The sequence below is a fragment of the Streptomyces antarcticus genome (assembly GCF_026627255.1).
Taxonomy (GTDB): Bacteria; Actinomycetota; Actinomycetes; order Streptomycetales; family Streptomycetaceae; genus Streptomyces; species Streptomyces antarcticus.
Window position 1 is genome coordinate 38,659 of sequence record NZ_JAPNLM010000028.1, and the last position, 22,391, is coordinate 61,049.

Consider the following 22,391-nt stretch of genomic DNA (forward strand, 5'->3'; position numbering starts at 1 on the left):
CACGTCGTGCGGGCGGAGGAAGACCCGGTACATCCTTCGGTGCAGCGGACCGGGCGGGGACTCCTGCCCGGTCCGCGCTCCCGGTCCGCGCTCCCGGTCCGCGCTCCCGGTCCGCGCTGCCGGGCGGCGTTCCACATCCTGGACGGGCCGCCGACTTGCACCCCTGTTGTATCTAAGCTGTGCGCATGCCAGCCGCCAGCAGTACGCTCACCGCCGCCGACCGTGTCTACCGGCACGTCAAGGAAGGCGTGCTCGACCGGCGCTACGAAGGCGGCACCCTCCTCACCGAAGGCGAACTCGCCGACGCCGTAGGGGTGTCCCGCACGCCGGTCCGCGAGGCGCTGCTGCGCCTGGAGACCGAGGGGCTGCTGAAGCTGTACCCGAAGAAGGGCGCCCTGGTCCTGCCGGTCTCCGTGCAGGAGATCACCGACGTGCTCGAAACCCGGCTGCTGGTAGAGGAGTTCACCGTACGCAGGGCCGTGCCCGCGCCCCCCGGGCTGCTGGACCGGCTCGCGGCGCTGCTGGAGGAGCACCGCCGGCACGCCGCCTCGGGGGACCTCACCGCGCTGATGGCCGCCGACCGGGGCTTCCACGCCGAGATCGTGCGCAGCGCCGGCAACCAGATCCTGTGCCGCCTCTACGACCAGCTCCGCGACCGGCAGCTGCGGATGGGCGTGGCCCTGCTGCACGCCCACCCCGACCGGGTGGAACGCACCCTGGCCGAGCACGCCGAGATCCTCGACGCGCTGCGGTCCGGGGACGCGGAGGCGGCCGCCGCGTCCGTCCGCGGCCACATCGGCCGCGTCGAGGCGCTGGTACGGGGGCCGGGTCGATGAGCACCGGGCCGGCCCGGCCGGCCCGGCCGGCCCGGCCGTTGAGCAGCCCGCAGGTCGTGAAGGACCCCCCGGGCGGGCGCCGGGCCGTCGCCGTCTGGTCCATCGGCGTCGCCGTGTACTTCGTCGCGGTGATCTTCCGTACCAGCCTGGGCGTGGCCGGACTCGACGCCGCCGACCGCTTCCACGTCAACGCCTCGGCGCTGTCCGCCTTCTCCCTCCTCCAACTGCTGGTCTACGCGGGCATGCAGATACCCGTCGGCCTGATGGTGGACCGGCTCGGCACCAAGAAGGTGCTGACGCTCGGCGCCGTCCTGTTCACCGCCGGGCAGCTCGGCTTCGCACTGTCCCCGTCGTACGGGATGGCCCTCGCCGCCCGCGCCCTGCTGGGCTGCGGCGACGCCATGACCTTCATCTCCGTGCTGCGGCTGGGCACCCGCTGGTTCCCGGCCCGGCGCGCGCCGCTGATGGCGCAGCTCGCCGGGCTCGTCGGCATGGCGGGCAACCTGGTCTCCACGCTGGTGCTGGCGCCCGTACTTCACGGCGTCGGCTGGGTGCCGGCGTTCGCGGGCAGCGCGGTGGCGGGACTGGTCGTCCTGGTCCCGCTGGTGCTGTTCCTGCGGGACCACCCGGAGGGGTACGGACCGCCGGCGCGGCCGCGCGAACACGAACACGAACGCGACCGGGAGCCGGGGGACGGCGGGGCCTCCGGGGGGTTCGTGCGCCGCCAGATCACCGAGTCCTGGCGGGAGCCCGGCACCCGGCTCGGCCTGTGGGTGCACTTCACCACGCAGTTCCCGGCGATGGTGTTCCTGCTGCTGTGGGGCATGCCGTTCCTCGTGGAGGCGCAGGGGCTGTCGCGGACCACCGCGGGCGGCCTGCTGACGCTCGTCGTCGCCTCGAACATGGCGCTCGGGCTGGTCTACGGGCAACTCGTCGGCCGCCGCCAGTCCGCGCGGCTCCCCCTCGCCCTCGGCACGGTCGGGCTGACCGCCACGCTGTGGGCCGCCGTCCTCGTCCACCCAGGCGACCGGGCGCCGATGTGGCTGCTCGTCACGCTCTGCCTGGTGCTGGGCACCTGCGGGCCTGCCTCGATGATCGGCTTCGACTTCGCGCGCCCGGCCAACCCGGCGGAACGCCAGGGCACCGCCTCCGGCATCACGAACATGGGCGGCTTCATCGCCACGATGACCACCCTGCTGGCCGTGGGCGTCCTGCTGGACGCCACCGGCGACAACTACCGCATCGCCTTCTCGACCGTGTTCGCCCTGGAGGCCCTGGGCGTCACCCGGATCCTCCGGCTCCGCGGCCGCGCGCTCGCCCGTGAACGGGAGCTGCGCGCACCGGCCCCGGCCAAGACCGGCCCCGCGGCGCCGGCCCCGGAACGCGCGCCGGCCTGACCGCCCGCGGGGGCCGGGGCCACGGGGTGCCCGTACGGCCGTGGTCGACGGCTACCGCTACGGCTACTGCTACGGGGTGACGGCGAACCGCGTCAGGATCGCGTCCGCCAGCTCCGCGTCGCCCTCCACCTTCACCCGGTCGGCGACCGTGTGCGCCCGGACCCGGCCCGCAGCCAGCCGTACGTACGTCTCCCAGTCCAGGGTCAGCGTCACGGCCGGACCCAGCGAGGGCGCCTTGTCCAGCGTGCCGCGGCCCTGCGCGTCGACCCGTACCGTCCGCATGAACTCCAGCTGCCCGTGCACGTCGAGCACCACGGCCGAGTTCGCGGGGGCGCCGGCCGTCTTCGCGACGACCTTCGGCAGCCCGGCCAGGAGCATGTCCCGCGCGACGTACGCGCCCGGCGCGTCCCAGTTCCCGGGCACGCCCAGCGCCTGGCGGAGGTCCTGCTCGTGCACCCACACGTCGAAGGCACGCATCCGCAGCGCCTCCTCCAGCGTCACCTGCTCCCCGAGCGGCCCCCGCACCATCGTGGCCGGATCCCGCTTCTCGTTCCGCAGCTGCCGCATGCGCCGGATGACGGTGTACTCCAGCTCCGAGGTCATCTCCGGCGCGGTGTGGTGGCGCCGTACGTCGACCTGCACCTCCATGTACCGGGTGAACTCGTCGACCACGTGCCGCAGGTCCCGCGCCACGGTGTGGATCGGCCGCGGGTCCCCGAGCTGCTCGCATTCGATGCCGATGATGTGTGACACCACGTCACGGACCGACCAGCCGGGGCACGGGGTCGCCCGGTTCCACTCGCGCTCCGGCAGCGGGAGGACCAGCTCGGATATCGCCTCGATGGAGTGCGTCCACGCGTCGGCATAGGGCTGAAGGCTGGGATGGACGGTCAACGGGACCCCTCGCGGTGCTGTTCAGTGACGCGTTTTTTGGAAGCTGCGGGCTTGGTTTCCAAAACTACGCTGCCGGTGAGCACCCCGGCAGTGCTTTCGTGTGACGATCGTAGGCCCGAGTTGACGGCTTGAATGCCAGGACGGTGGTAGTGTGCGCGCCTCGCTGATCCAAATCGCGGTGAACGACGGTGAGTCGGTGACTTCCCGGCGGTCCCGGGTGGCCGACCTCGTACGGGAGCAGGCGGGTTCCGACCTCGTCGTGCTGCCCGAACTGTGGACCGTGGGCGCCTTCGCCTACGAGCAGTTCGAGACCGAGGCCGAGCCGCTGGACGGCCCGACCTTCGAAGCCATGTCCAAGGCGGCGAGCGACGCCGGAGTATGGCTCCACGCGGGCTCGGTCGTGGAACGGGCGGGCGACGGCTCGCTCTACAACACCGCCCTCGTGATCTCCCCGGCGGGCGAGCTGGCCGCCACGTACCGCAAGATCCACCGGTTCGGCTTCGACCAGGGCGAGGCCGTGCTTATGGCGCCGGGCGACTCCCTGACCACGGTGGTCCTGCCGGAGCAGACCCTCGGCATCGCCACCTGTTACGACCTGCGCTTCCCGGAGCTGTTCCGCGGCCTGGTCGACGCCGGGGCCACGACGCTGGTCGTCGCGGCGGGCTGGCCGGCCCGCCGCCGCTCGCACTGGACCCTGCTCAGCCGGGCCCGGGCGGTGGAGGACCAGGCGTACGTACTGGCCTGCGGCCTCGCCGGCACGCACGCGGGGGTCGAGCAGGCCGGGCACAGCCTGGTGGTGGACCCGTGGGGCGAGGTCCTGGCGGAGGCGGGGCCGGGCGAGGACGTGCTGACGGTGGACCTCGACCCGGCGAAGGTCGCGGAGACCCGCGCCCAGTTCCCCGCCCTGAAGGACCGCCGCCTGCCCCACTGACGCCCGTGGGGGCCGGGCGGACCGTTGGCTCCCGCTCCCGCTCCCGCCCGTGCCCGTGCCCGTGCCCATGCCCGTGCGGGGGCGGGGCCGACGGCGGGGCGGGGACGCCGCGGGCGCGCCCCGCCCGTCAGGCCCCGTCGTCCCGTTCCTTCTCCGCCATGCGGATCACGCACACCGCCACCGCGATCAGCAGCGCCGCGTCCGCGTCCTCCCGGATCACGTCGACCGCGTAGGTCTCGCGCACCCGGTACCACTGCCGCGAGATCAGCGCGAGCAGCTCCCCGTCGTACTCGACCTTGAACTCCCGGTCCAGGATCCGCCCGCTGACGTCCAGCTCCGTGCCCTCGACCAGGGTCACGCGGAAGTGGTTGCGCAGCAGCGAGAACCGCTTCCTGCGGATCACCGCGAGCCGTTCCCCGTCCCGCTCCAGGGTCATCGCGTCGCGGAAGGAGAACAGCTTCTCCCGCAGGGTGATCAGGATCTGCCCGTCCGGGTCCTTGAGCTCCAGCTTGTCCTTGACCCGCAGCGCCTTCCCGTCGACGAGGAAGGCGTGGCGGCCGCCCTCGTCCTCGATCCAGTAGTCGTCGCCGAGGGCCAGCATTTTGTCCCGTACGAGGTATTTCATGCGCTGATCCGTGCCCGCGATAGGTTGCTGTCATGCCTCTGCTCTACGTGACCGACCTGGCGTACCCGGCGCGCGGCCGCCGGTACTGCGACGAGGACATATTCCTCACCTCCCGGCTGCGCGCCCACTTCGACGTGGCCCTGTGCCATCCGGGGGACGCCCGCGCCCTGATGCCGGGCTTCGACGCGGTGGTCGTCCGCAACAGCGGCCCGGTCCTGCACTACCAGGAGGCCTACGACGCCTTCCGGGCCGCCGCGCTCGCCGCCGGGACGCCCGTCTACAACCCGCTCACCGGCCGCGGCGACATGGCCGGCAAGCAGTACCTCCTCGACCTGACGGCCGCCGGCTACCCCGTCATCCCGACGGTCGACGACCCCGCGCGCCTCTGCGAGCTGCCCCGGGTGGCCGAGTACGCGGTGAAGCCCAAGCAGGGCGCCGACTCCATCGGCCTCGCCTTCACCGCGACCCCGCAGGGCCCGGCGGGGGAGATCCTCATCCAGCCGCGCATCGACTTCGCGTACGAGGTGTCCTTCTACTTCGTCGACGACGCCTTCCAGTACGCCCTGTACGCCCCCGACCCGGCCCGCCGCTGGGAGCTGACGCCCTACGAACCGACGGCGGCGGACCTGGACTTCGCCCGTGCGTTCATCGCCTGGAACACCCTGGACCACGGCATCCAGCGGGTGGACGCCTGCCGGGCGCCGTCGGGGGAACTGCTGCTGGTGGAGCTGGAGGACCTGAACCCGTACCTCTCGCTCGACCTGCTCCCCGAACCGGTCCGGGACTCCTTCGTCGAGGCCTTCGCCCGCTCCCTCCACACCTTCGGCGCCTGACGCCCGGCCGGTGGGGCGCCTAGAGCCCGCTGGTGTCCAGCTCGATCCCGAACGGCTCGGGCAGCCGTACGGCCGTCCCGAACGGGTGCGGCCCGTCGACCTTGGTGTACCCGAGCCGCCCGGGGCCGGCGAACAGCGTGACGGTCTTGTCCGTCCGGTCGACCAGGAGGTACAACGGGGCCCCGTACGCGGCGTACCGCTTTCGCTTGACGACGCGGTCGGTCTCGGCGTTGGACCGGGAGGTGATCTCGACGATGAGCAGGGTCTGGTCGGGGACCAGTGCCCCGCCTCCCTTGGCCAGTTCCTTCGGCGCCACGGCGAGGTCCGGGACGTACCAGTTCGGCGAATCGGGCAGATCGAGGTTGCCCGACCCGGTGACGCAGTCCAGCTCCTTGACGCGCGGCCTGATCTGGTCACGGATCTCCTCGGCCGCGTTCTCGTGGTCCCAACTCGGCGTCACGTGAGAGATGACTCCCTCAACGATCTCGGTCCGATCCCCGAGGAAGTGCTGGATGACGTACTTCAGGGCACGCTCGGGATCAATGCCCTCGCTGTAGTCGTGCGCGGCGGTCATGGTCCGCTCCCTCCTCGGCTGCCTGCCGCCAGGCTCGCACGGGGCGTTGCCGCGCGTCGTCACCCCTGCGGGTGGAGTCGGCGTCGCCGTACGCGCGTGATCCGGTGTTCATACCCGGATGGCAAGCTTGAAGGATGAACGATGCCGTCCCGGCGCCCACCCCCGCGCCCGCACCCCGCCGTGCCCGTGTCCGTGCCCCTGAGTTGATCGGCAAGGGCGGCTGGCTCAACACCGGAGGCCAAGAGCTCACCCTCGCCGATCTGCGAGGTAAGTGCGGTGTTGTAGATTTCTGGATTTCCTGAACCAATGTGCGCACTCCTCGCTAGCGTGAGGATGTGCACCAACACACCACAGCTGATCTGTACTTGCGCCTGTCCCTGGACCGGGAGGGCAAGACTGCGATCGACCGCCAGGAAGCCGACTGCCGCGCGTGGGCGGAGCGCAACGGACTGGCCGTCCGCAAGGTCCACATCGACCGTGGACGTTCCGGTTACAAGAACGTCAGCCGCAAGGGGTTCGATGCGGCGATCACAGCAGCCACGGCCGGCGTCGTGGGGGTTCTGATCGTCTGGAAGCTCGACCGCCTGTCCCGCAAGGGCATCGGCGAGGTCGGCAAGGCTCTGGACGACATAGGCCGGGTCGACGGACGGCTGGTCTCCGTCATGGACGGCCTCGACACGAAGAACGACAGCGCCCGGGTCACCATCGCGATGCTGGCGGAACTGGCGCGCAACGAGTCCCGCAACCTCGGGATGCGCGTCGGCAACGCCAAGCGGTACCTACGCCAGCGGGGCCAGTGGATCGGCGGACAGCCGCCTTACGGGCTACTGGTGGACCCTGAGGCGAAGAAGCTCATCCACGACCCCGAGACCGCCGTCTACGCCCGCCTGATCGCCGATGAGGCGCTGTCCGGGAAGGCCCTCGTCCACATCGCCCGGTTGCTGAACGAGCACGGGGTGGAGTCCGCCCGTGGAGGCGAGTGGAACTCGTCCAGCGTCATGCAACTTCTTCGCTCACCGGCCTTCGCCGGTCTCATGCCGCAGACCGAGTACGAGGAGCAGCCGGACGGGACACGCAAGTATATGAACCGGGTCTCCCCTTACCGAGACCCGGAGACGCTCGAAACCGTGGGTATCGGCGAGGGGATCATCACGGTCGGGGAGCGCGAACTCATCCTCCGCCAGCTCGAAGCGCGGACGTTTCCTCTGGCGGGAAAGCGGCATGGCCACAAGCAGGGCAAGTCACTGCTCACCGGCATAGCGCGCTGTGGGCTCTGCGGCGCCCGGATGAGCAAGGCCGGCACGTCGTATCAGTGCTCCAGCCACCGGATGGGGCGAGGATGCTCCGGCGTCTCCGCCCGGGTGGAGAGCATCGACGACTACGTGACCCGGGCGTTCCTGTCACGCCTGCCGTCCCTGGGGCCCCAGGACCCGCTGCTCGCCGTGATCGCCGATCGGTGGGTGCAGAGGGAGGACCCGGAGGTATTCGCGAAGCGGGACGCGATCGAGGCGGAGATCGTGGACGAGGGAGCCCGTCTGGCGGACCTGGAGGAGGCCAGGTACGTCCGTGGCGAGTTCACCGGCGCAGACGCGATCGACCGGTACAACCGTCTCGCAGGACGACTTCGTACCCGGATCGAGGGGTTGCGCGCAGACCTACTGCGGATGCCTACCCCTTCCGTGGATATTTCTCCGCTCCTGGACGCCGGCCTGCTACGTGAAGCTTGGGAAGCCGACGATGCGGCCGGAAGGCGTGAACGCCTTGGCCTCGCAATCGATCGCGTGGAAGTCCAGCGAGGGAGGGTGGGCGTGAGGTTCAACGGTGACGAGCGCTGCCGGATCGTCTGGGCGACCAGAGGCGGTGCTGGGGCGGAGTCAACGGGTGACGAAGTGACGGAATGACGGTCGAAGCCCATTACCTCTTTATAGAGGTGTTCTGAGTCTCTGTAGATGGAAGAGAACAAAACGTCATTCCGTCACTTCGTCACTGGGGCCATCGGAGGGTCGGCGCGAAGTTGCGCTGTGGTCACCATCCCGACCCCGGCCCCAGCTCGGAACACGCACGCTGGGTGCGACGCCGTTTTTCGGGCCCATCATCGCCCTGACCAGCGGATATCGACCGCCGAACGCGCGAGAGCGACAGAGTTAGCGCCCTGTAAAGCCCGCCGAACGCCCCATGATGCCGTCCGGAGGGCAGGGCAACACCACGAGCCTCCGCACTCGTCACCCCTGATCGGGGCGGCGAGCGCGGGGGCTCTTGTGCCTTCGCTGGCACCCCAATCGCCTTGTCTGAAGGCCCTCTTGCGCGGCTCAGCCGCAGGGGTGAGGCTCGTGCACGCTGGTGCAACCCACTCGACGGCGGGAGCGACCGTGACCCTAAAGTTCCTCGGCATCATCCCGAACACGCCGACTGACGAGTCTCCGACGATCTGGCTCCACGAGGAGACCGGCGACCTTCTGATTCAGTCTTACAAGGCGACCGAGGACGAGGTGAAGGCGTGCCAGGAGATCGGTTCGATCCCGGGCCACTCCACGGACGTTCCGGACCACGAGACGATCATCCGGCTGCCCGCGGTGATGCTGAAGTACATCCCGCGCCCGGACGACAACTGAGAGGCAGGCCGTGCAGCCACCCGCACGTCATGCACTGGCACGAGCACAGCACTCGGCGGTGCACCTTGAGTTGCGTGACAGCTACGTGCTCGATGACCCCGAGTTCATCGCGTGGCAGCAGGGAAAGCGCCTCGACCCCGCTGACCGGTCTTCTTGGTGGGGCGGCTGGCACGACGCGGTAAGCGAAGCGACGGCCCGAGGGGTCGTGGTCCGGCGGCTTCGGATCGTGTCGGAGCCGATCAGCGACTACGTGCGGTACGAGTACGACTGCACCTTCACGAACATCGCGGCGGGTGAACTGGTCCGGTGGCTGCCACGGCGGCAGACCACGGACTTGGCCTTGCCGGGTACTGACTTCTGGCTGTTCGACGGTGGGCAAGCGCTGTTCCACCACTTCACCGGGAACGGGCAGCTCGACCAGGACGGGCGGGAGTACACGGACGAGCCCGAGCGGGTGAAGCTGTGCGCCATCGCCTTCGAAGCAGCCTGGCAACGGGCCGTACCGCACGAGGAGTACCGACCGCGCTGAGCTGTCACCACCATGGCCGTCTCACCCTCATCAAGCGCACAGCAGGCCCGGCAGGCTCTGGCGAACCGACTCGCTGAGCTGTGCCGGGATGCCGGCCTCACCGGACGGGACATCGCCCGTCTGTGCTCCTGGCACCCGTCCAAGTCGTCGCGGATCATGAACGCGCGCACGCCCCCGTCCGCTGACGACATCCGGGCGTGGTGCCGGGCGTGTGGCTCGGAAGATCAGACGGAAGACCTGTTGGCCTCGCTGCGTACCGCCGAAGGCATGTGGGTCGGGTGGCGGCGCATGGAGCGCGGTGGGCTCAAGCGGGCCCAGGAAGCCCGTCTCCCGCTCTTCGAGCGAACCCGCCGGTTCCGCGCCTACTCCTCGTGGTTCGTTCCGGGCCTGATCCAGACCTACGGCTACACGGAAGCCGTTTTGCGCGCGGTCCAGCGCAGACGGGTCGAAGTGGACGACGTTGCCGATGCGGTCGCCGTCCGCATGGAGCGTCAGCGCGTGCTCTACGAAGGTGATCGGCGGTTCGCGTTCCTGGTTGAGGAATCGGTCTTGCGGAACGGGCTCGGCGGGGCGGAGGTACAGGAGGAACAGCTCCGCCACCTCCTCACGGTCGGCTCTCTGCCCAGCGTCAGTCTGGGGGTGGTCCCCACGCGTACTGAGCGATCGCGGATGCCGGTGGAGGGGTTTTGGATTTTCGACGCAGCACAGGTCAACGTCGAGTTGGTCTCGGGCTACCTCACGCTGACCCAGCCCAGTGAGGTTGCCGCGTACGCGGACACGTTCAGGGAGCTGGCCGACATGGCGGTCTACGGGGCGAAGGCCCGAGCGCTTGTCACGAGCGTCATTCAGACCCTGCGGTGATGGCCGTGCAACCTCATGCAATCTCATGGGAAGTGCGACCTCGGCATTCCTAGCGTGGTCACCATGCGGACGACACGAGATCGGGCCGTGAAGCCCATCACCTATGCGCAGCCCCCGGTAGAGCTGCCGCTGCGAACAGATCCGGAGCCCGTACCGGCGGACGGCTGCGGAGTCTGCGCCGCCCTGGCCGCGCAGCGGCGAGAGGCCCGCCTCGAAGGCGACGGCTCCGTGGTCAGCGACTGCAACGTGGAGCTCCGGAACCACCCGCACCCCGGGGAGTCGACGTGAGCGTGAAAGCCGTGCTGCGGTACGTGAGCTACGTCATGCGCCGCCACCCATCGGCCGAGACCACGGCAACCGCGCGGTGCCTGAACCCGGACTGCCGATGGACCTCCGAACCGACCGGGAACGCGGACGTGTGCACCGACATGTGCATACAGCACACTGGCCGGACCGGGCATATGACCTACCTCCGGGAATTCTCGGAGGTCGCCGTGGTGGAGCGGATCCCATAGCTGCGCGGGACAATGGCGTCGTACGGCCGTGATCCGGTGTTCATGGGCCCCTGGCAAGCTTGAAACATGAACGATGCTGCCCCGGCGCCCACCCCCGCGCCCGCACCCCGCAAGCGTGCCCGTGTCCGTGCCCCCGAGCTGATCGGTAAGGGGGGCTGGATCAATACCGGCGGGAAGGACCTGAGGCTCGCCGACTTCCGAGGTCGCACATTGATCCTCGATTTTTGGACATTCTGCTGCATTAACTGCCTCCACGTCCTCGACGAGCTCCGCGAGCTGGAGGAGAAGCACCGCGACACCGTCGTGATCATCGGCGTGCACTCGCCGAAGTTCGTGCACGAGGCCGAGCACGCCGCCGTCGTCGACGCCGTCGAGCGGTACGAGGTGCACCACCCCGTGCTGGACGACCCCGAGCTGGCCACCTGGAAGCAGTACGCCGTGCGGGCCTGGCCCACGCTCGTCGTGATCGACCCCGAGGGGTACGTCGTCGCCCAGCACGCCGGCGAGGGCCACGCGCACGCCATCGCGCGGCTCGTCGAGGAGCTGGAGGCCGAGCACGGGGCCAAGGGGACGCTGCGGCGCGGGGACGGGCCGTACGTGGCGCCCGAGCCGGTGGCGAGCGACCTGCGGTTCCCCGGGAAGGCGCTGCTGCTGCCCTCCGGGAACTTCCTGGTGTCCGACTCGACCCGGCACCAGCTGGTCGAGCTGGCCGCCGACGGGGAGCGCGTCGTACGGCGCGTCGGCAGCGGCGAGCGCGGGTTCGGGCCCGACGCCTTCAGCGAGCCGCAGGGGCTGGCGCTGCTGCCCGACGGGACCGTCGTCGTCGCCGACACCGTCAACCACGCGCTGCGCCGCTTCGACCCCGCCACGGGGGCCGTGGAGACCGTCGCCGGGACCGGACGCCAGTGGTGGCAGGGTTCGCCGACCTCCGGGCCGGCCCTGGACGTGGACCTGTCCTCGCCGTGGGACGTCGCCTGGTGGCGGGGCCGGGTGTGGATCGCCATGGCCGGCGTCCACCAGCTGTGGACCTGGGACCCGGAGACCGGCACGGTCGCGGTCGCGGCCGGTACGACCAACGAGGGCCTGCACGACGGTCCCGCCGCCGAGGCCTGGTTCGCCCAGCCGTCCGGGCTGGCCGCCGCCGGGGACCGGCTGTGGATCGCCGACTCCGAGACCAGCGCCCTGCGGTACGTCCACCCCGCCGACGGCGACGGCGGCGGCTACGCCGTCACCACCGCCGTCGGCACCGGACTGTTCGACTTCGGGCACCGGGACGGCGACGCCGCCCAGGCGCTGCTCCAGCACCCGCTCGGTGTGACCGCCCTGCCCGACGGATCCGTCGCGGTCTGCGACACGTACAACCACGCGCTGCGCCGCTACGACCCCGCCACCGGCGAGGTCACCACCCTGGCGACCGATCTGCGCGAGCCGAGCGACGCCGTCCTCGTCGGCGGGGACATCGTCGTCGTCGAGTCGGCCCGGCACCGGCTGACCCGGCTGCGGCTCCCGGAGGAGGCCGTACGGGTCGACGCCGTCGCCCACCGCACGCAGCGGGCCGCGACCGAGGTGGCCCCCGGCACGCTCCGCCTCGACGTGGTCTTCCAGGCCCCGGCCGGGCAGAAGCTCGACACCCGCTACGGGCCGTCCACCCGCCTGCTGGTCTCCTCGACCCCGCCCGCGCTGCTGGCGGGCGGCGAGGGGGCCGGGACGGACCTGTTCCGGGAGCTGGAGCTGAACCCGGAGGTCACCGAAGGCGTCCTGCACGTGTCCGCGATGGCGGCTTCCTGCGACGACGACCCGGCCAACGAGTACCCGGCCTGCCACGTCCACCAGCAGGACTGGGGCGTCCCGGTGACGGTCGCCCCCGGCGGGGCGGCCCGTCTCCCGCTCGTCCTGGCCGGCATGGACGACGACGCGTAGGCGGATCGACGGCCCGTACGACGCAACCCCGCCCCGGACGCGGCATCCGGGGCGGGGTTGCGTCATACGTGAGGGGGGCGGGGGACCTCAGCCCTCCAGGAAGGCCACCAGGGCGTTCGCCAGGAGGAACGGGTCGTCCGCGCCGCACAGTTCGCGGGCGCTGTGCATCGAGAGGATCGCGACGCCGATGTCCACCGTCTGGATGCCGTGCCGGGCGGCCGTGATCGGGCCGATCGTCGTGCCGCACGGCATGGAGTTGTTGGAGACGAACGCCTGCCACGGCACGCCGGCCCGCTCGCAGGCGCTCGCGAACACCGCGCGCCCGCTGCCGTCCGTCGCATAGCGCTGGTTGACGTTGACCTTGAGGATCGGGCCGCCGTTGGCGCGCGGGTGGTGCGACGGGTCGTGCCGCTCCGCGTAGTTGGGGTGCACGGCGTGCCCGGTGTCCGAGGAGAGACAGATGGTGCCGGCGAGCGCCCGGGCGCGGTCCTCGTAGGTGCCGCCGCGGGAGAAGACGGAACGTTCCAGCACGTTCCCCAGCAGGGGGCCGTCGGCGCCCGTGTCCGACTGCGAGCCGTTCTCCTCGTGGTCGAAGGCGGCCAGCACCGGGATGTGGTCGAGCGCCTCCGAGGTGGAGACGGCGGCCAGCGCGGCGACGCCCGCGTGGACCGACAGCAGGTTGTCCATGCGGGGGCCGGCCAGCAGCTCGCGGTCGCGGCCGAGGTAGGAGGGCGGCTCGATCGAGTGGACCATCAGGTCCCAGCCGGCCACCGAGCCCTGCGGCAGGCCCTCTTCCTCCTCCAGGAAGGCGATGAGGTCGCCCTCCTGGACCTCTCCCAGGCCCCAGATCGGCTGCATGTGCCGCTGCTTGTCCAGCTTCAGGCCGTCGGTGTTCACCGACCGGTCCAGGTGCACGGCGAGCTGGGGGACGCGCAGCAGCGCGCGGTCCACGTTCACCAGGCGCTCGGTTCCGTCCCGCAGGGTCAGCCGGCCGGCCAGGCCCAGGTCCCGGTCCAGCCAGGTGTTGAGCAGCGTGCCGCCGTAGATCTCGACGGCGATCTGCCGCCAGCCCTGCGAGCCGGTGTCCGGCAGCGGCTTGACCCGCAGGTTGGGGGAGTCGGTGTGCGCGCCGACGATCCGGAACGGGGTGTGCGCGGCCGCGCCTTCCGGGACGTACCAGGCGATGAGCGCGCCGCCGCGGAGCACGAACTTGCCCCCGGTGCTCGCGTCCCAGGCGTCCGTTTCCGACAACTGCCTGAAGCCTGCCTTTTCCAGCCGCTCGGCCGAGTTGGCCACGGCGTGGTACGGCGACGGACTGGCCGTCAAAAAGGTCATCAGATCGTCGGTGTGGCCGCGGTCGAAGCGGGCGGGAGAGCTCATGTGGTTCACCTTAACGACGGTCGTGTTCGCCATGGCCGGACTGCGGCTGATAGCCGAGAGGTCGGGGGCCGCGGGGTGTGTGATCTGCGGTCCCTTCGGTTCTCAGCCCGGCGGGCGCTCGAATCTGCGCTGCAGTTGCCTGCGCTCGCCCCGGCGGATGCGCGGGAGCATCTCCGGGGTCTGCGCGGAGCGCTGCGCGCGTCTCTTGCGTCCGGCGCAGAAGATACAGGCCTCGCCGGGCGGCGCGTCGGGGTCGATGGGGGCCCCGGGGTGCTCGGAGCAGCCCGAGGCGTTGCGGGGCCGGGACAGTTCGCGGGCGACGATGAAGGCGCGGTGCAGGTCGTCGGCGATGCGGACGAAGTCCTCGGCCGGGGAGGAGAGGCTCAGGTGGAAGCGCTGGTCCTCGACGGTGCGCAGGCAGGTGCGCAGCACCGTGAGGGTGTACGGGGGGTCCGGCACGGGGTAGCCCAGGCGGCGCTGTTCCCCGGCGGGCGGTGTCGGGGCGCCTGCGCGGCCGCCGCGGCCGCGCAGCCCGAGGCGCCGCCGGTCGTTGCAGATGAGGCAGCGGCCCCATCCGTCGGGGGCCTCGGGGTCGAGGGCGCCGTTGGGGTGCTCGGAGCAGCCGGTGTAGCTCTTGGCGGGTGCCAGGCCGCCGGCGGTCTGGAAGGCCACGTACAGGGCGTCGGCGATCCCGTCGTACTCGGCGGGGTGCGCGCCGTCGTACAGCTCGCGCAGGTGGTCGCCGAGGCTGCCCAGGCTCGCCTGCAGCTCCTTGAGGGCGTACGGCCGCCCGGTGGGGACGGAGTACCCCCTGCTGCCGTGCTGATCCTGTGGACTCATGTCTACGAGCGTCCCATGAACGACCGACAACGGGGAAAGCCGGTGCTCCGGGAGCCGGTGCCGTGCGTGTCGCCGCCCCGCGGGCCGGTGTCCGGGAGTACACCAGCGGCCGGGCCCCTGGTGAGGGGACCCGGCCGCTGTGCGTACACCGCGTACGTGTGGGGCTGTCTAGAAGGCGGCCTCGTCGAGCTCCATGAGGGAGTTGTCGACGACCTCGGCCAGCCGGCGCTGGACCGAGACGCCCGGCAGGACCTGCGCGGCGAAGAACTTCGCGGCGGCGATCTTGCCGGTGTAGAACGGCACGTCCTTGGCGGAGGCCGTGGGGAGCTTCTCGGCGGCCACGGCCGCGCCCTTGAGCAGCAGGTATCCGACGACGACGTCGCCGGAGGCCATCAGCAGGCGGGTGGTGTTCTGGCCGACCTTGTAGATGTTCTTGACGTCCTCACCGGTGGCGGTGAGGTCGACGATCATCGCGCCGACGATGGCCTCCAGGTCGACGGCGGCCTGGGCGAGCGCGTCGCGGGCGCCGGCCAGCTCTTCGCCGCCGACGGCCTCGGCCAGGAACTTCTTGATCGTCTCGGAGAGGACGTTCAGGGAGGCGCCCTGGTCGCGGACGATCTTCCGGAAGAAGAAGTCCTGGCCCTGGATGGCCGTGGTGCCCTCGTAGAGCGTGTCGATCTTGGCGTCGCGGATGTACTGCTCGATCGGGTACTCCTGCAGGTAGCCGGAGCCGCCGAAGGTCTGCAGGGACTGGGCGAGCTGCTCGTAGGACTTCTCCGAGCCGTAGCCCTTCACGATCGGCAGGAGCAGGTCGTTGAGGCCGATCTCGGCGGAGGCGTCCTCGCCGTTGGCCTGCTTGAGCTGGATCTCGTCCTGGACGGAGGCGGTGTAGAGCACGAGGGCGCGCATGCCCTCGGCGTACGCCTTCTGCGTCATGAGCGAGCGGCGCACGTCGGGGTGGTGCGTGATGGTGACCTTGGGCGCGGTCTTGTCCATGAAGTTGGCCAGGTCCGGACCCTGCACGCGCTCCTTGGCGTACTCCAGCGCGCTGAGGTAGCCGGTGGAGAGGGTGGCGATGGCCTTCGTGCCGACCATCATCCGGGCGAACTCGATGATCATGAACATCTGGCGGATGCCGTCGTGCTTGTCACCGATCAGCCAGCCCTTGGCGGGGTGCTGGTCGCCGAAGGTCATCTCGCACGTGTTGGAGGCCTTGAGGCCCATCTTGTGCTCGACGTTCGTGGCGTAGACGCCGTTGCGCTCGCCCAGCTCGCCGGTCTCCCAGTCGAAGTGGAACTTCGGGACGAGGAAGAGGGACAGGCCCTTGGTGCCGGGGCCGTGGCCCTCGGGGCGCGCGAGGACGTAGTGGAGGATGTTCTCCTCCATGTCGTGCTCGCCCGAGGTGATGAAGCGCTTGACGCCCTCGATGTGCCAGGAGCCGTCCGCCTGCTCGACCGCCTTGGTGCGGCCGGCGCCGACGTCCGAGCCGGCGTCCGGCTCGGTGAGGACCATGGTGGAGCCCCAGCGCTTCTCGACGGCGATCTCGGCGACCTTCTTCTGCGCCTCGTTGCCCTCTTCGTAGAGGATGCCGGCGAAGGCCGGGCCGGAGGAGTACATCCACACGGCCGGGTTCGCGCCGAGGATCGTCTCGGCGAACGCCCAGATCAGGGAGCGGGGCGAGGTGGTGCCGCCGATCTCCTCGGGCAGGCCCAGGCGCCAGTACTCGGAGTCCATGAAGGCCTTGTAGCTCTTCTTGAAGGACGCCGGGACGGGCGCGGTGTTCGTGGCCGGGTCGAAGACCGGCGGGTTGCGGTCGGCGTCCTCGAAGGAGGCGGCCAGCTCGTTCTCGGAGAGCTTGGTCATCTCGCTGAGGATGGTCTTGGCGGTGTCGGTGTCCATCTCGCCGAACGGGCCGGTGCCGTACAGCTTGTCGCGGCCGAGCACCTCGAAGAGGTTGAACTCGATGTCGCGGAGATTCGACTTGTAGTGCCCCATGGCGACGGCTCCGTTAAGGCTCGGTGAGACGGGTTCCTCGTACATACCAATCGGTAACCTCATCATGCTACCCACCGGTAATAAGAACAACCCTTACCCGCTGACTGTGACCAGCATCAAGCCAGGAGAACCGCGCCGCCGCCGGAAGTCCAGGCCCTGGAAGGGGACTGCGTACGAACTTCTGGCGGCTGGGCGCGCAGGACCGGTACGAGGCCCCCGCCGACGCCGCGCGCCGCCTTACGGGTGGTGCAGCTCGGCCCACACGGTCTTGCCGGCCGGGGCGGGCCGCACGCCCCAGCGGGCGGCGACGGCGCCGACCACGGCCAGGCCTCGGCCGCCCTCGTCGCCGTCCAGGGCCCGGCGCAGGACGGGCCACAGCCGGGGGTCGGGGTCGCCGACCTCCAGGCGGGTGCGGCCCTGGGCCGTGCGGGTGACGGCGAGGGTCACGGGGGTGCCCTCGCCGACGTGCAGGACGACGTTGCCGACCAGCTCGCTGACGCACAGCTGGAGGTCGTCGCAGGGCCCGCCGACGTGCTCCCGCACGGCCCGCCGCAGCCCGGCCAGCTCCTGCGGCAGCGCGAGCGCGGAGGCGTGGAACGGCCTCACCGTCCGGGAGCCCGGTTCAGCACGGAGGCGATCCGGAGCGCGGTGGCCGGGTTGCAGCTGCCGAGGGCGATCAGCGGCGGGGTGGGGTGGCTCCCCGCGTAGGACGGCAGATGCAGGTCGAGGGAGGGCAGGGTGATCCCGTGCGCGGCGAGCGCGCCGCGGAGCTCGGTGAGGGCCGCGATCGCTACGCGGTCGCCGGTGGGGTTGCTCATGGGGGCGTTCCGTTCCTGTGGCTGAGTGTGACGAACTCCTCACAGGGTGGCGTCGCGGTGCGTACCGTGGGAAGGGTTCCCAGTTGCGCTGGACAAGTGGCAAATGACGGTGGTGGGTTGTGCCTGCTCGTAAGGACCCTGACGCGTCGGCGAACGTTCCGTCGTTCTACGGCGCGGAGCTCCGCTACAAACGGGAGGCCGCCGGTCTCACACTGGAACAGCTGGCGGAGGAGAGCTTTCGGGGCGTCCCGTTCCTGAGTCAGATCGAGCGCGGCGAGCGCCGGATGCCGCTGGACCTGGCCCGGCACGTGGACGCGAAGCTGGGGACGGACGGGTTTTTCGAGCGGCGCTGTGAAGACGCGCGCAAGGCGAAGCAGTCCGACCATGCCGAATATTTTGCGGACGTCGCGGAGATGGAGCCGTTCGCGGAGACGATCGAGGAATGGGCGCCGATGCTCGTACCCGGTCTTCTGCAGACGCCCGACTACGCACGGGCGATCGTGCGGGCCGCGATGCCTCGCGCGGTCGATGAAACGGTCGAGCGCCTGGTCGACGCACGGATGGGGCGGGCGAAGCTCTTCGATGGGGAGCACCCGCCGGAGTTCTGGGCGATCCTCGACGAGTCCGTGATCCGCCGGTCGGTGCTCCCTCCGGTGCAGATGGCCGAACTGCTGGAGCACATCCTCTCCATGGTCCGCCGGACCCGTGCCATTCTGCAGATCGTCCCGCAAAACGCCGCTGCCCATTCCCTGATGATGGGGATGGCCAAGGTCATGACCTTCCTGGAGGCGCCACCGGTGGTGTACGTGGAGAGTCTGCACAGCGGGCAGCTCATCGACTTTCCGGCCCTCGTGAAGGAGTACCGCAGGTCTTACGATCTGCTGAGGGCCGCCGCCATGCCGCCGGAGGCGTCTCTGACTCTTCTCGACGCTGCGGCAGAGGACTACCGAAATGGCAAGCACCGGCATTGACTTGACGTCCGCCTGCTGGCGCAAGAGCAGCTACAGCAACGGGACCGGTGGCGATTGCGTCGAGGTCGCGGAAGGATTCCCCGGAGCCGCGCGCTGGCGCAAGAGCAGTTACAGCAACGGCGACGGCGGCAACTGCGTCGAGGTGGCTGACGGCCTCGACGGGGTCGTGCCCGTCCGGGACTCCAAGCGGCCCCACGGACCCGCCGTGGTCGTCTCCGCCGCCGCCTGGGCGCCCTTCGTACGGGCGCTGAAGGCCGGGGGCCTCTCCGGCTGAGGTCTCGCCGGACCAGGGTGGCCGGTACCGGCCGGTACGGCGGCGGGGGCTCGGTAGGGTGGGCCGCATGTACGGCTACGACCAGACTCCGGGCGCCCAGCAGCAGGGCTACGCGCAGCCCCCGCCCCAGCAGGGCTACGCGCAGCAGCCGCCGCTGTACCCCGAGCCCTCGCCGCCGTCGATCGCCGACGCGGTCCGCGCCTTCACGACCGGGCAGCTCGCCGCCGAGGACTTCCAGCAGATCTTCGCCACCTCAAGGATCTACTGCCCGCGCGGTGACACCCCCGGGTTCCTGGCGCTGCACAACACGCAGCAGCCGGTCATCCCGATGTTCACCACGCTCAAGGAGCTGCGCCGGTACGCCGGCAAGGAGTCCAAGTACTTCGTGATCACCGGCGCCGAGGTGATCGACCTGCTGCCCACCGGCTACGGCTTCGTCCTCGACATGGAGGGCGACCACCGGATGGTCTTCGACGCGAAGGCCGTCGAGCAGATGGTCGACTTCGCGATGCGCCGCATGTACGGCTAGACGCGATGGCCGCGCATACGGCTGAGGGGGCGTGCACCGCGCGGCCGATCCGGCGAGGTCAGAAGCCCACCCCTGGGACCGCGGGCGGGTTGAGCCGGGCGAAGCCCTCCTGGCGCTGGTACGGGAAGTAGGGGTACGGAGCCTGACGGTGGCTCGCCGCGTCGAGCTTCGCCATCTGCTCGGGGGTGAGCTCCCAGCCCACGGCGCCGAGGTTCTGGCGCAGTTGCTCCTCGTTGCGGGCGCCGATGATCACGGAGGACACGGTCGGCCGCTGGAGCAGCCACCGCAGGGCGATCTGCGGGACGGCCTTGCCAGTCTCCCGTGCGATCTCGTCCAGGGCGTCGACCACGCGGTAGAGGTGCTCGTCCTGCACCGGCGGGCCGTAGTCGGCGGTGTCGTGCAGCCTGCTGCCGGCGGGCAGCGGCCGGCCCCGGCGGATCTTGCCGGTGAGCCGACCCCAGCCGAGCGGGCTCCAGACGATCGCGCCCAGTCCCTGGTCGAGTCCGAGCGGCATCAACTCCCATTCGTAGTCGCGGCCGATGAGGGAGTAGTAGACCTGGTGGGCTACGTAGCGCTCCCGGCCGCGGCGCTCGGCGGTGGCGAGGGACTTCATCGCCTGCCAGCCGGAGAAGTTGGAGACGCCGAGGTAGCGGATCTTCCCGGCCCGGACCAGGTCGTCCAGGGTGGAGAGCACCTCCTCGACGGGGCTCCCGGCATCGAAGGCATGCAGTTGGAAGAGGTCGATGTAGTCGGTGTCCATGCGGCGCAGGGCGGCGTCGACGGAAGTGATCAGTCGGGAGCGGGAGGTGCCCGCGTCCGCGGGGCCGTCGCCCATGGGCAGGCCGGCCTTGGTGGAGATGAGCACCTGGTCGCGACGGCCCTTGAGTGCGGCTCCCAGCACCTCCTCCGAGGCGCCGGCCGAGTAGACGTCGGCGCTGTCGAACATCGTGATCCCGGCGTCGAGGCAGATGTCCACCAGGCGGCGTGCCTCGTCCACGCCGATGGTGCCCCAGGCGCCGAAGAGCGGTCCCTGTCCGCCGAAGGTCGCTGCGCCGAAGCTCAGCGCCGGTACCTGCAGTCCGGACGTACCCAGCCGCCTGTATTCCATGAGATGTCTCCCCTCTCGCTCGCGGAACCTTCTAATGGGTCCGCAGCACCGTTAAGATGGCCCAGCGTAGCAATTCCAGGCAATTAATGGAACAGGAGTCCCGTTATGGAGGCAAAGCCCGAGGCTGGACCGGGGGCCACCCGGCCCGGAGGGCGCACGGCGCGGGTGCGCGCCGCCGTGCTCCGGGCCGCTGGCGACGTGTTGGCCGAGGAGGGTTTCGCCCACCTGGACCTGGCCGATGTCGCGCGCCGCGCGGAGGTCGGGAAGACGACCGTCTACCGCCGCTGGGGCACGGTCACCGGCCTCGTGACCGATTTGCTGCTGGACATGGCGCAGCAGTCCGTGCCGCGTACGGAGACCGGCTCGCTGCTCGGGGATCTGACGGCCAACGCCCGTCTGGTGTGGCGGACGCTGGCCGATCCTCGGCAGGGAGCCCTGTTCAGGGCGGTGATCGCGGCCGCCACCTGTGACGCGAAGGCGGCGGAGGCTCTGCACGGCTTCTATGCCGTCCGCGTCGAGGAGTGGGCGCCCTGCGTCGAGCAGGCGGCGGCCCGTGGCGAGGTGCCCCGCGGGACCGACCCGCACGAGGTGATCCGCGCGGTGTCCGCCCCCTTGTACTACCGCTTGCTGACCACGGCCGTCCCGCTGGACGAGGCGGCCGCCGACCGGGCCGCGACGGCCGCGGCGGTGGCCGCGCGCGCGGGGGTGTACGTACGCCCGCGCTCCCGTCGAGGGCCGTGATCCGGGCTCGGGGCGACGCGGGAATGGGGGGCGGGGGCGTGCTGTTCTGTCGGGTGTGGCAGAAAGTTCGAGTTTCAACTAAACTCGACGCAGAAGGAGGTCCTGACCATGCCCGCAGTGACTGTTGAGAACCCGTTGACCCTTCCGCGAGTGGCCGAGCCCCAGGCCGCCGTCCCGCGCAAGGTGCTGGCCGTGACCACGGCCCCGGCCGGGTTCGAGGGTGAGGGATTCCCGGTACGCCGCGCGTTCGCCGGGATCACCTACCAGTACCTCGACCCGTTCATCATGATGGACCAGATGGGCGAGGTGGAGTATCAGCCTGGGGAGCCCAAAGGGACCCCGTGGCATCCGCACCGCGGCTTCGAGACCGTCACGTACCTGATCGACGGAACCTTCGTCCACCAGGACAGCAACGGCGGCGGTGGAGTCATCAACGGCGGCGACACGCAGTGGATGACCGCCGGGTCCGGCCTCCTGCACATCGAGGCCCCGCCGGAGTCCCTCGTCGTGTCCGGCGGGCTCTTCCACGGCCTCCAGCTGTGGGTGAACCTCCCGGCCTCCGACAAGATGATGCCCCCGCGCTACCAGGACATCGGCGGCGGCCAGGTCCAGCTCCTGTCCACCCCGGACGGCGGCTCCCTGCTCCGCGTGATCGCCGGCGAGCTGGACGGTCACCAGGGCCCCGGCATCACCCACACCCCCATCACGATGATCCACGCGACCGTCACGCCGGGTGCGCGGATCACCCTGCCGTGGCGCGAGGACTTCAACGCGCTGGCCTACGTCATGGCCGGGCGCGGATCGGTGGGCGAGGACCGTCGCCCGATCACGATCGGGCAGACCGCGGTCTTCGGCGAGGGCGGCTCCCTCACGGTGCGGGCGGACGAGTCCCAGGACTCCAACGCCCCGGACCTGGAGGTCGTCATCCTCGGCGGGCGCCCGATCCGGGAGCCGATGGCGCACTACGGGCCGTTCGTCATGAACAGCAAGCACGAGCTCCAGCAGGCCTTCGACGACTTCCAGGCCGGCCGGCTGGGCGTCATCCCGACCGAGCGGACCGGCCTGGGCCACCGCGGCACCGGCCCGGCGGATGACTGACCGGAGGGGCTGGGGGCACAGGTACCCCGGCCGGGGCATAGGACGGCGGCGCAGAGCTGCGCAGTGAGTCAACGCACCCAACGGTGCCCTGTCAGCCCCTGTGCGCAGCA

Annotated in this window: 25 protein-coding genes; 16 read left to right on the plus strand and 9 right to left on the minus strand. The window is 70.6% G+C overall.

Annotated features, from left to right (window positions below):
* Positions 1-185 precede the first annotated feature (185 nt).
* A complete protein-coding gene (locus OTB16_RS31765) occupies positions 186-836 on the plus strand; it encodes a GntR family transcriptional regulator (protein WP_267725156.1) in 651 nt (216 codons plus the stop codon).
* Complete coding sequence (locus OTB16_RS31770; RefSeq protein WP_267725158.1) at positions 833-2,233, plus strand: MFS transporter; 1,401 nt, start codon at positions 833-835, stop codon at positions 2,231-2,233. The genes OTB16_RS31765 and OTB16_RS31770 overlap by 4 nt, the downstream gene beginning before the upstream one ends.
* Positions 2,234-2,302: 69 nt before the next feature.
* On the opposite strand, the gene OTB16_RS31775 is transcribed toward OTB16_RS31770, so the two are convergent.
* The gene (locus OTB16_RS31775; protein WP_267725161.1) at positions 2,303-3,127 is read right to left on the minus strand and encodes a maleylpyruvate isomerase family mycothiol-dependent enzyme; all 825 of its coding nucleotides are present in this window, start codon (positions 3,125-3,127) and stop codon (positions 2,303-2,305) included.
* 151 nt (positions 3,128-3,278) lie between these two features.
* Between OTB16_RS31775 and OTB16_RS31780 the strand changes: the two genes are divergently transcribed.
* On the plus strand, positions 3,279-4,058 hold the full coding sequence (locus tag OTB16_RS31780) for a carbon-nitrogen family hydrolase (protein ID WP_267725163.1): 780 nt from the start codon (positions 3,279-3,281) through the stop codon (positions 4,056-4,058).
* 127 nt (positions 4,059-4,185) lie between these two features.
* Here the strand turns inward: OTB16_RS31780 and OTB16_RS31785 are convergent, their stop codons facing one another.
* On the minus strand, positions 4,186-4,683 hold the full coding sequence (locus OTB16_RS31785; protein ID WP_267725165.1) for an LURP-one-related/scramblase family protein: 498 nt from the start codon (positions 4,681-4,683) through the stop codon (positions 4,186-4,188).
* A 32-nt stretch (positions 4,684-4,715) separates the two neighbouring features.
* Between OTB16_RS31785 and OTB16_RS31790 the strand changes: the two genes are divergently transcribed.
* Positions 4,716-5,516 carry an ATP-grasp domain-containing protein gene (locus OTB16_RS31790; RefSeq protein ID WP_267725168.1) on the plus strand — a complete coding sequence of 267 codons (801 nt, stop codon included), beginning with the start codon at positions 4,716-4,718 and terminating at the stop codon, positions 5,514-5,516.
* 19 nt (positions 5,517-5,535) lie between these two features.
* Here OTB16_RS31790 and OTB16_RS31795 read toward each other — a convergent pair whose 3' ends face one another.
* Entirely contained in the window at positions 5,536-6,090 is a 555-nt protein-coding gene (locus OTB16_RS31795; RefSeq protein ID WP_267725172.1) for a Uma2 family endonuclease, read from the minus strand.
* A gap of 335 nt (positions 6,091-6,425) precedes the next feature.
* Here OTB16_RS31795 and OTB16_RS31800 point away from each other — a divergent pair, with 335 nt between their 5' ends.
* The 7 genes from OTB16_RS31800 (at position 6,426) to OTB16_RS31825 (ending at position 12,527) form a co-directional block, all read left to right on the plus strand.
* The gene (locus OTB16_RS31800) at positions 6,426-7,991 is read left to right on the plus strand and encodes a recombinase family protein (protein WP_267725174.1); all 1,566 of its coding nucleotides are present in this window, start codon (positions 6,426-6,428) and stop codon (positions 7,989-7,991) included.
* Between the two features lie 468 nt (positions 7,992-8,459).
* Positions 8,460-8,702, plus strand: a complete 243-nt coding sequence (locus OTB16_RS31805) for a hypothetical protein (protein WP_037920596.1) — start codon at positions 8,460-8,462, stop codon at positions 8,700-8,702.
* A 10-nt stretch (positions 8,703-8,712) separates the two neighbouring features.
* A complete protein-coding gene (locus OTB16_RS31810) occupies positions 8,713-9,231 on the plus strand; it encodes a DUF6879 family protein (RefSeq protein ID WP_324290293.1) in 519 nt (172 codons plus the stop codon).
* Between the two features lie 12 nt (positions 9,232-9,243).
* The gene (locus OTB16_RS31815) at positions 9,244-10,092 is read left to right on the plus strand and encodes a helix-turn-helix domain-containing protein (RefSeq protein ID WP_267725181.1); all 849 of its coding nucleotides are present in this window, start codon (positions 9,244-9,246) and stop codon (positions 10,090-10,092) included.
* A 63-nt stretch (positions 10,093-10,155) separates the two neighbouring features.
* Entirely contained in the window at positions 10,156-10,380 is a 225-nt protein-coding gene (locus OTB16_RS31820; RefSeq protein ID WP_267725183.1) for a hypothetical protein, read from the plus strand.
* Between the two features lie 11 nt (positions 10,381-10,391).
* Entirely contained in the window at positions 10,392-10,607 is a 216-nt protein-coding gene (locus tag OTB16_RS39840) for a DUF7848 domain-containing protein (RefSeq protein WP_438700388.1), read from the plus strand.
* Positions 10,608-10,673: 66 nt separating this feature from the next.
* Positions 10,674-12,527 (plus strand): NHL domain-containing thioredoxin family protein, encoded by a 1,854-nt coding sequence (locus OTB16_RS31825; RefSeq protein ID WP_267725185.1) that lies wholly within the window; start codon positions 10,674-10,676, stop codon positions 12,525-12,527.
* 87 nt (positions 12,528-12,614) lie between these two features.
* Here OTB16_RS31825 and OTB16_RS31830 read toward each other — a convergent pair whose 3' ends face one another.
* From OTB16_RS31830 to OTB16_RS31850, 5 genes are all read right to left on the minus strand, one after another.
* Positions 12,615-13,907 (minus strand): M18 family aminopeptidase, encoded by a 1,293-nt coding sequence (locus tag OTB16_RS31830; RefSeq protein ID WP_267725187.1) that lies wholly within the window; start codon positions 13,905-13,907, stop codon positions 12,615-12,617.
* Between the two features lie 102 nt (positions 13,908-14,009).
* Entirely contained in the window at positions 14,010-14,747 is a 738-nt protein-coding gene (locus OTB16_RS31835; RefSeq protein ID WP_267725189.1) for a hypothetical protein, read from the minus strand.
* A gap of 168 nt (positions 14,748-14,915) precedes the next feature.
* The gene (locus OTB16_RS31840; RefSeq protein ID WP_267725263.1) at positions 14,916-16,742 is read right to left on the minus strand and encodes an acyl-CoA dehydrogenase; all 1,827 of its coding nucleotides are present in this window, start codon (positions 16,740-16,742) and stop codon (positions 14,916-14,918) included.
* 237 nt (positions 16,743-16,979) lie between these two features.
* Positions 16,980-17,348 carry an ATP-binding protein gene (locus tag OTB16_RS31845; RefSeq protein WP_267725191.1) on the minus strand — a complete coding sequence of 123 codons (369 nt, stop codon included), beginning with the start codon at positions 17,346-17,348 and terminating at the stop codon, positions 16,980-16,982.
* A complete protein-coding gene (locus tag OTB16_RS31850; protein WP_267725194.1) occupies positions 17,345-17,560 on the minus strand; it encodes a hypothetical protein in 216 nt (71 codons plus the stop codon). Before OTB16_RS31850 ends, OTB16_RS31845 begins: the two co-directional genes overlap by 4 nt.
* A 119-nt stretch (positions 17,561-17,679) precedes the next feature.
* Here OTB16_RS31850 and OTB16_RS31855 point away from each other — a divergent pair, with 119 nt between their 5' ends.
* The 3 genes from OTB16_RS31855 (at position 17,680) to OTB16_RS31865 (ending at position 19,334) form a co-directional block, all read left to right on the plus strand.
* A complete protein-coding gene (locus OTB16_RS31855) occupies positions 17,680-18,531 on the plus strand; it encodes a helix-turn-helix domain-containing protein (protein WP_267725196.1) in 852 nt (283 codons plus the stop codon).
* A complete protein-coding gene (locus OTB16_RS31860) occupies positions 18,512-18,805 on the plus strand; it encodes a DUF397 domain-containing protein (RefSeq protein ID WP_267725198.1) in 294 nt (97 codons plus the stop codon). Before OTB16_RS31855 ends, OTB16_RS31860 begins: the two co-directional genes overlap by 20 nt.
* Before the next feature lie 67 nt (positions 18,806-18,872).
* Positions 18,873-19,334 carry an SseB family protein gene (locus OTB16_RS31865; protein WP_267725200.1) on the plus strand — a complete coding sequence of 154 codons (462 nt, stop codon included), beginning with the start codon at positions 18,873-18,875 and terminating at the stop codon, positions 19,332-19,334.
* Positions 19,335-19,392: 58 nt separating this feature from the next.
* On the opposite strand, the gene OTB16_RS31870 is transcribed toward OTB16_RS31865, so the two are convergent.
* Complete coding sequence (locus OTB16_RS31870; protein ID WP_267725202.1) at positions 19,393-20,442, minus strand: aldo/keto reductase; 1,050 nt, start codon at positions 20,440-20,442, stop codon at positions 19,393-19,395.
* Positions 20,443-20,547: 105 nt separating this feature from the next.
* Between OTB16_RS31870 and OTB16_RS31875 the strand changes: the two genes are divergently transcribed.
* Both OTB16_RS31875 and OTB16_RS31880 read left to right on the plus strand, forming a co-directional pair.
* Positions 20,548-21,183, plus strand: a complete 636-nt coding sequence (locus tag OTB16_RS31875; RefSeq protein ID WP_267725203.1) for a TetR/AcrR family transcriptional regulator — start codon at positions 20,548-20,550, stop codon at positions 21,181-21,183.
* 108 nt (positions 21,184-21,291) lie between these two features.
* Entirely contained in the window at positions 21,292-22,281 is a 990-nt protein-coding gene (locus tag OTB16_RS31880) for a pirin family protein (protein ID WP_267725205.1), read from the plus strand.
* The last annotated feature ends 110 nt before the right edge of the window (positions 22,282-22,391 follow it).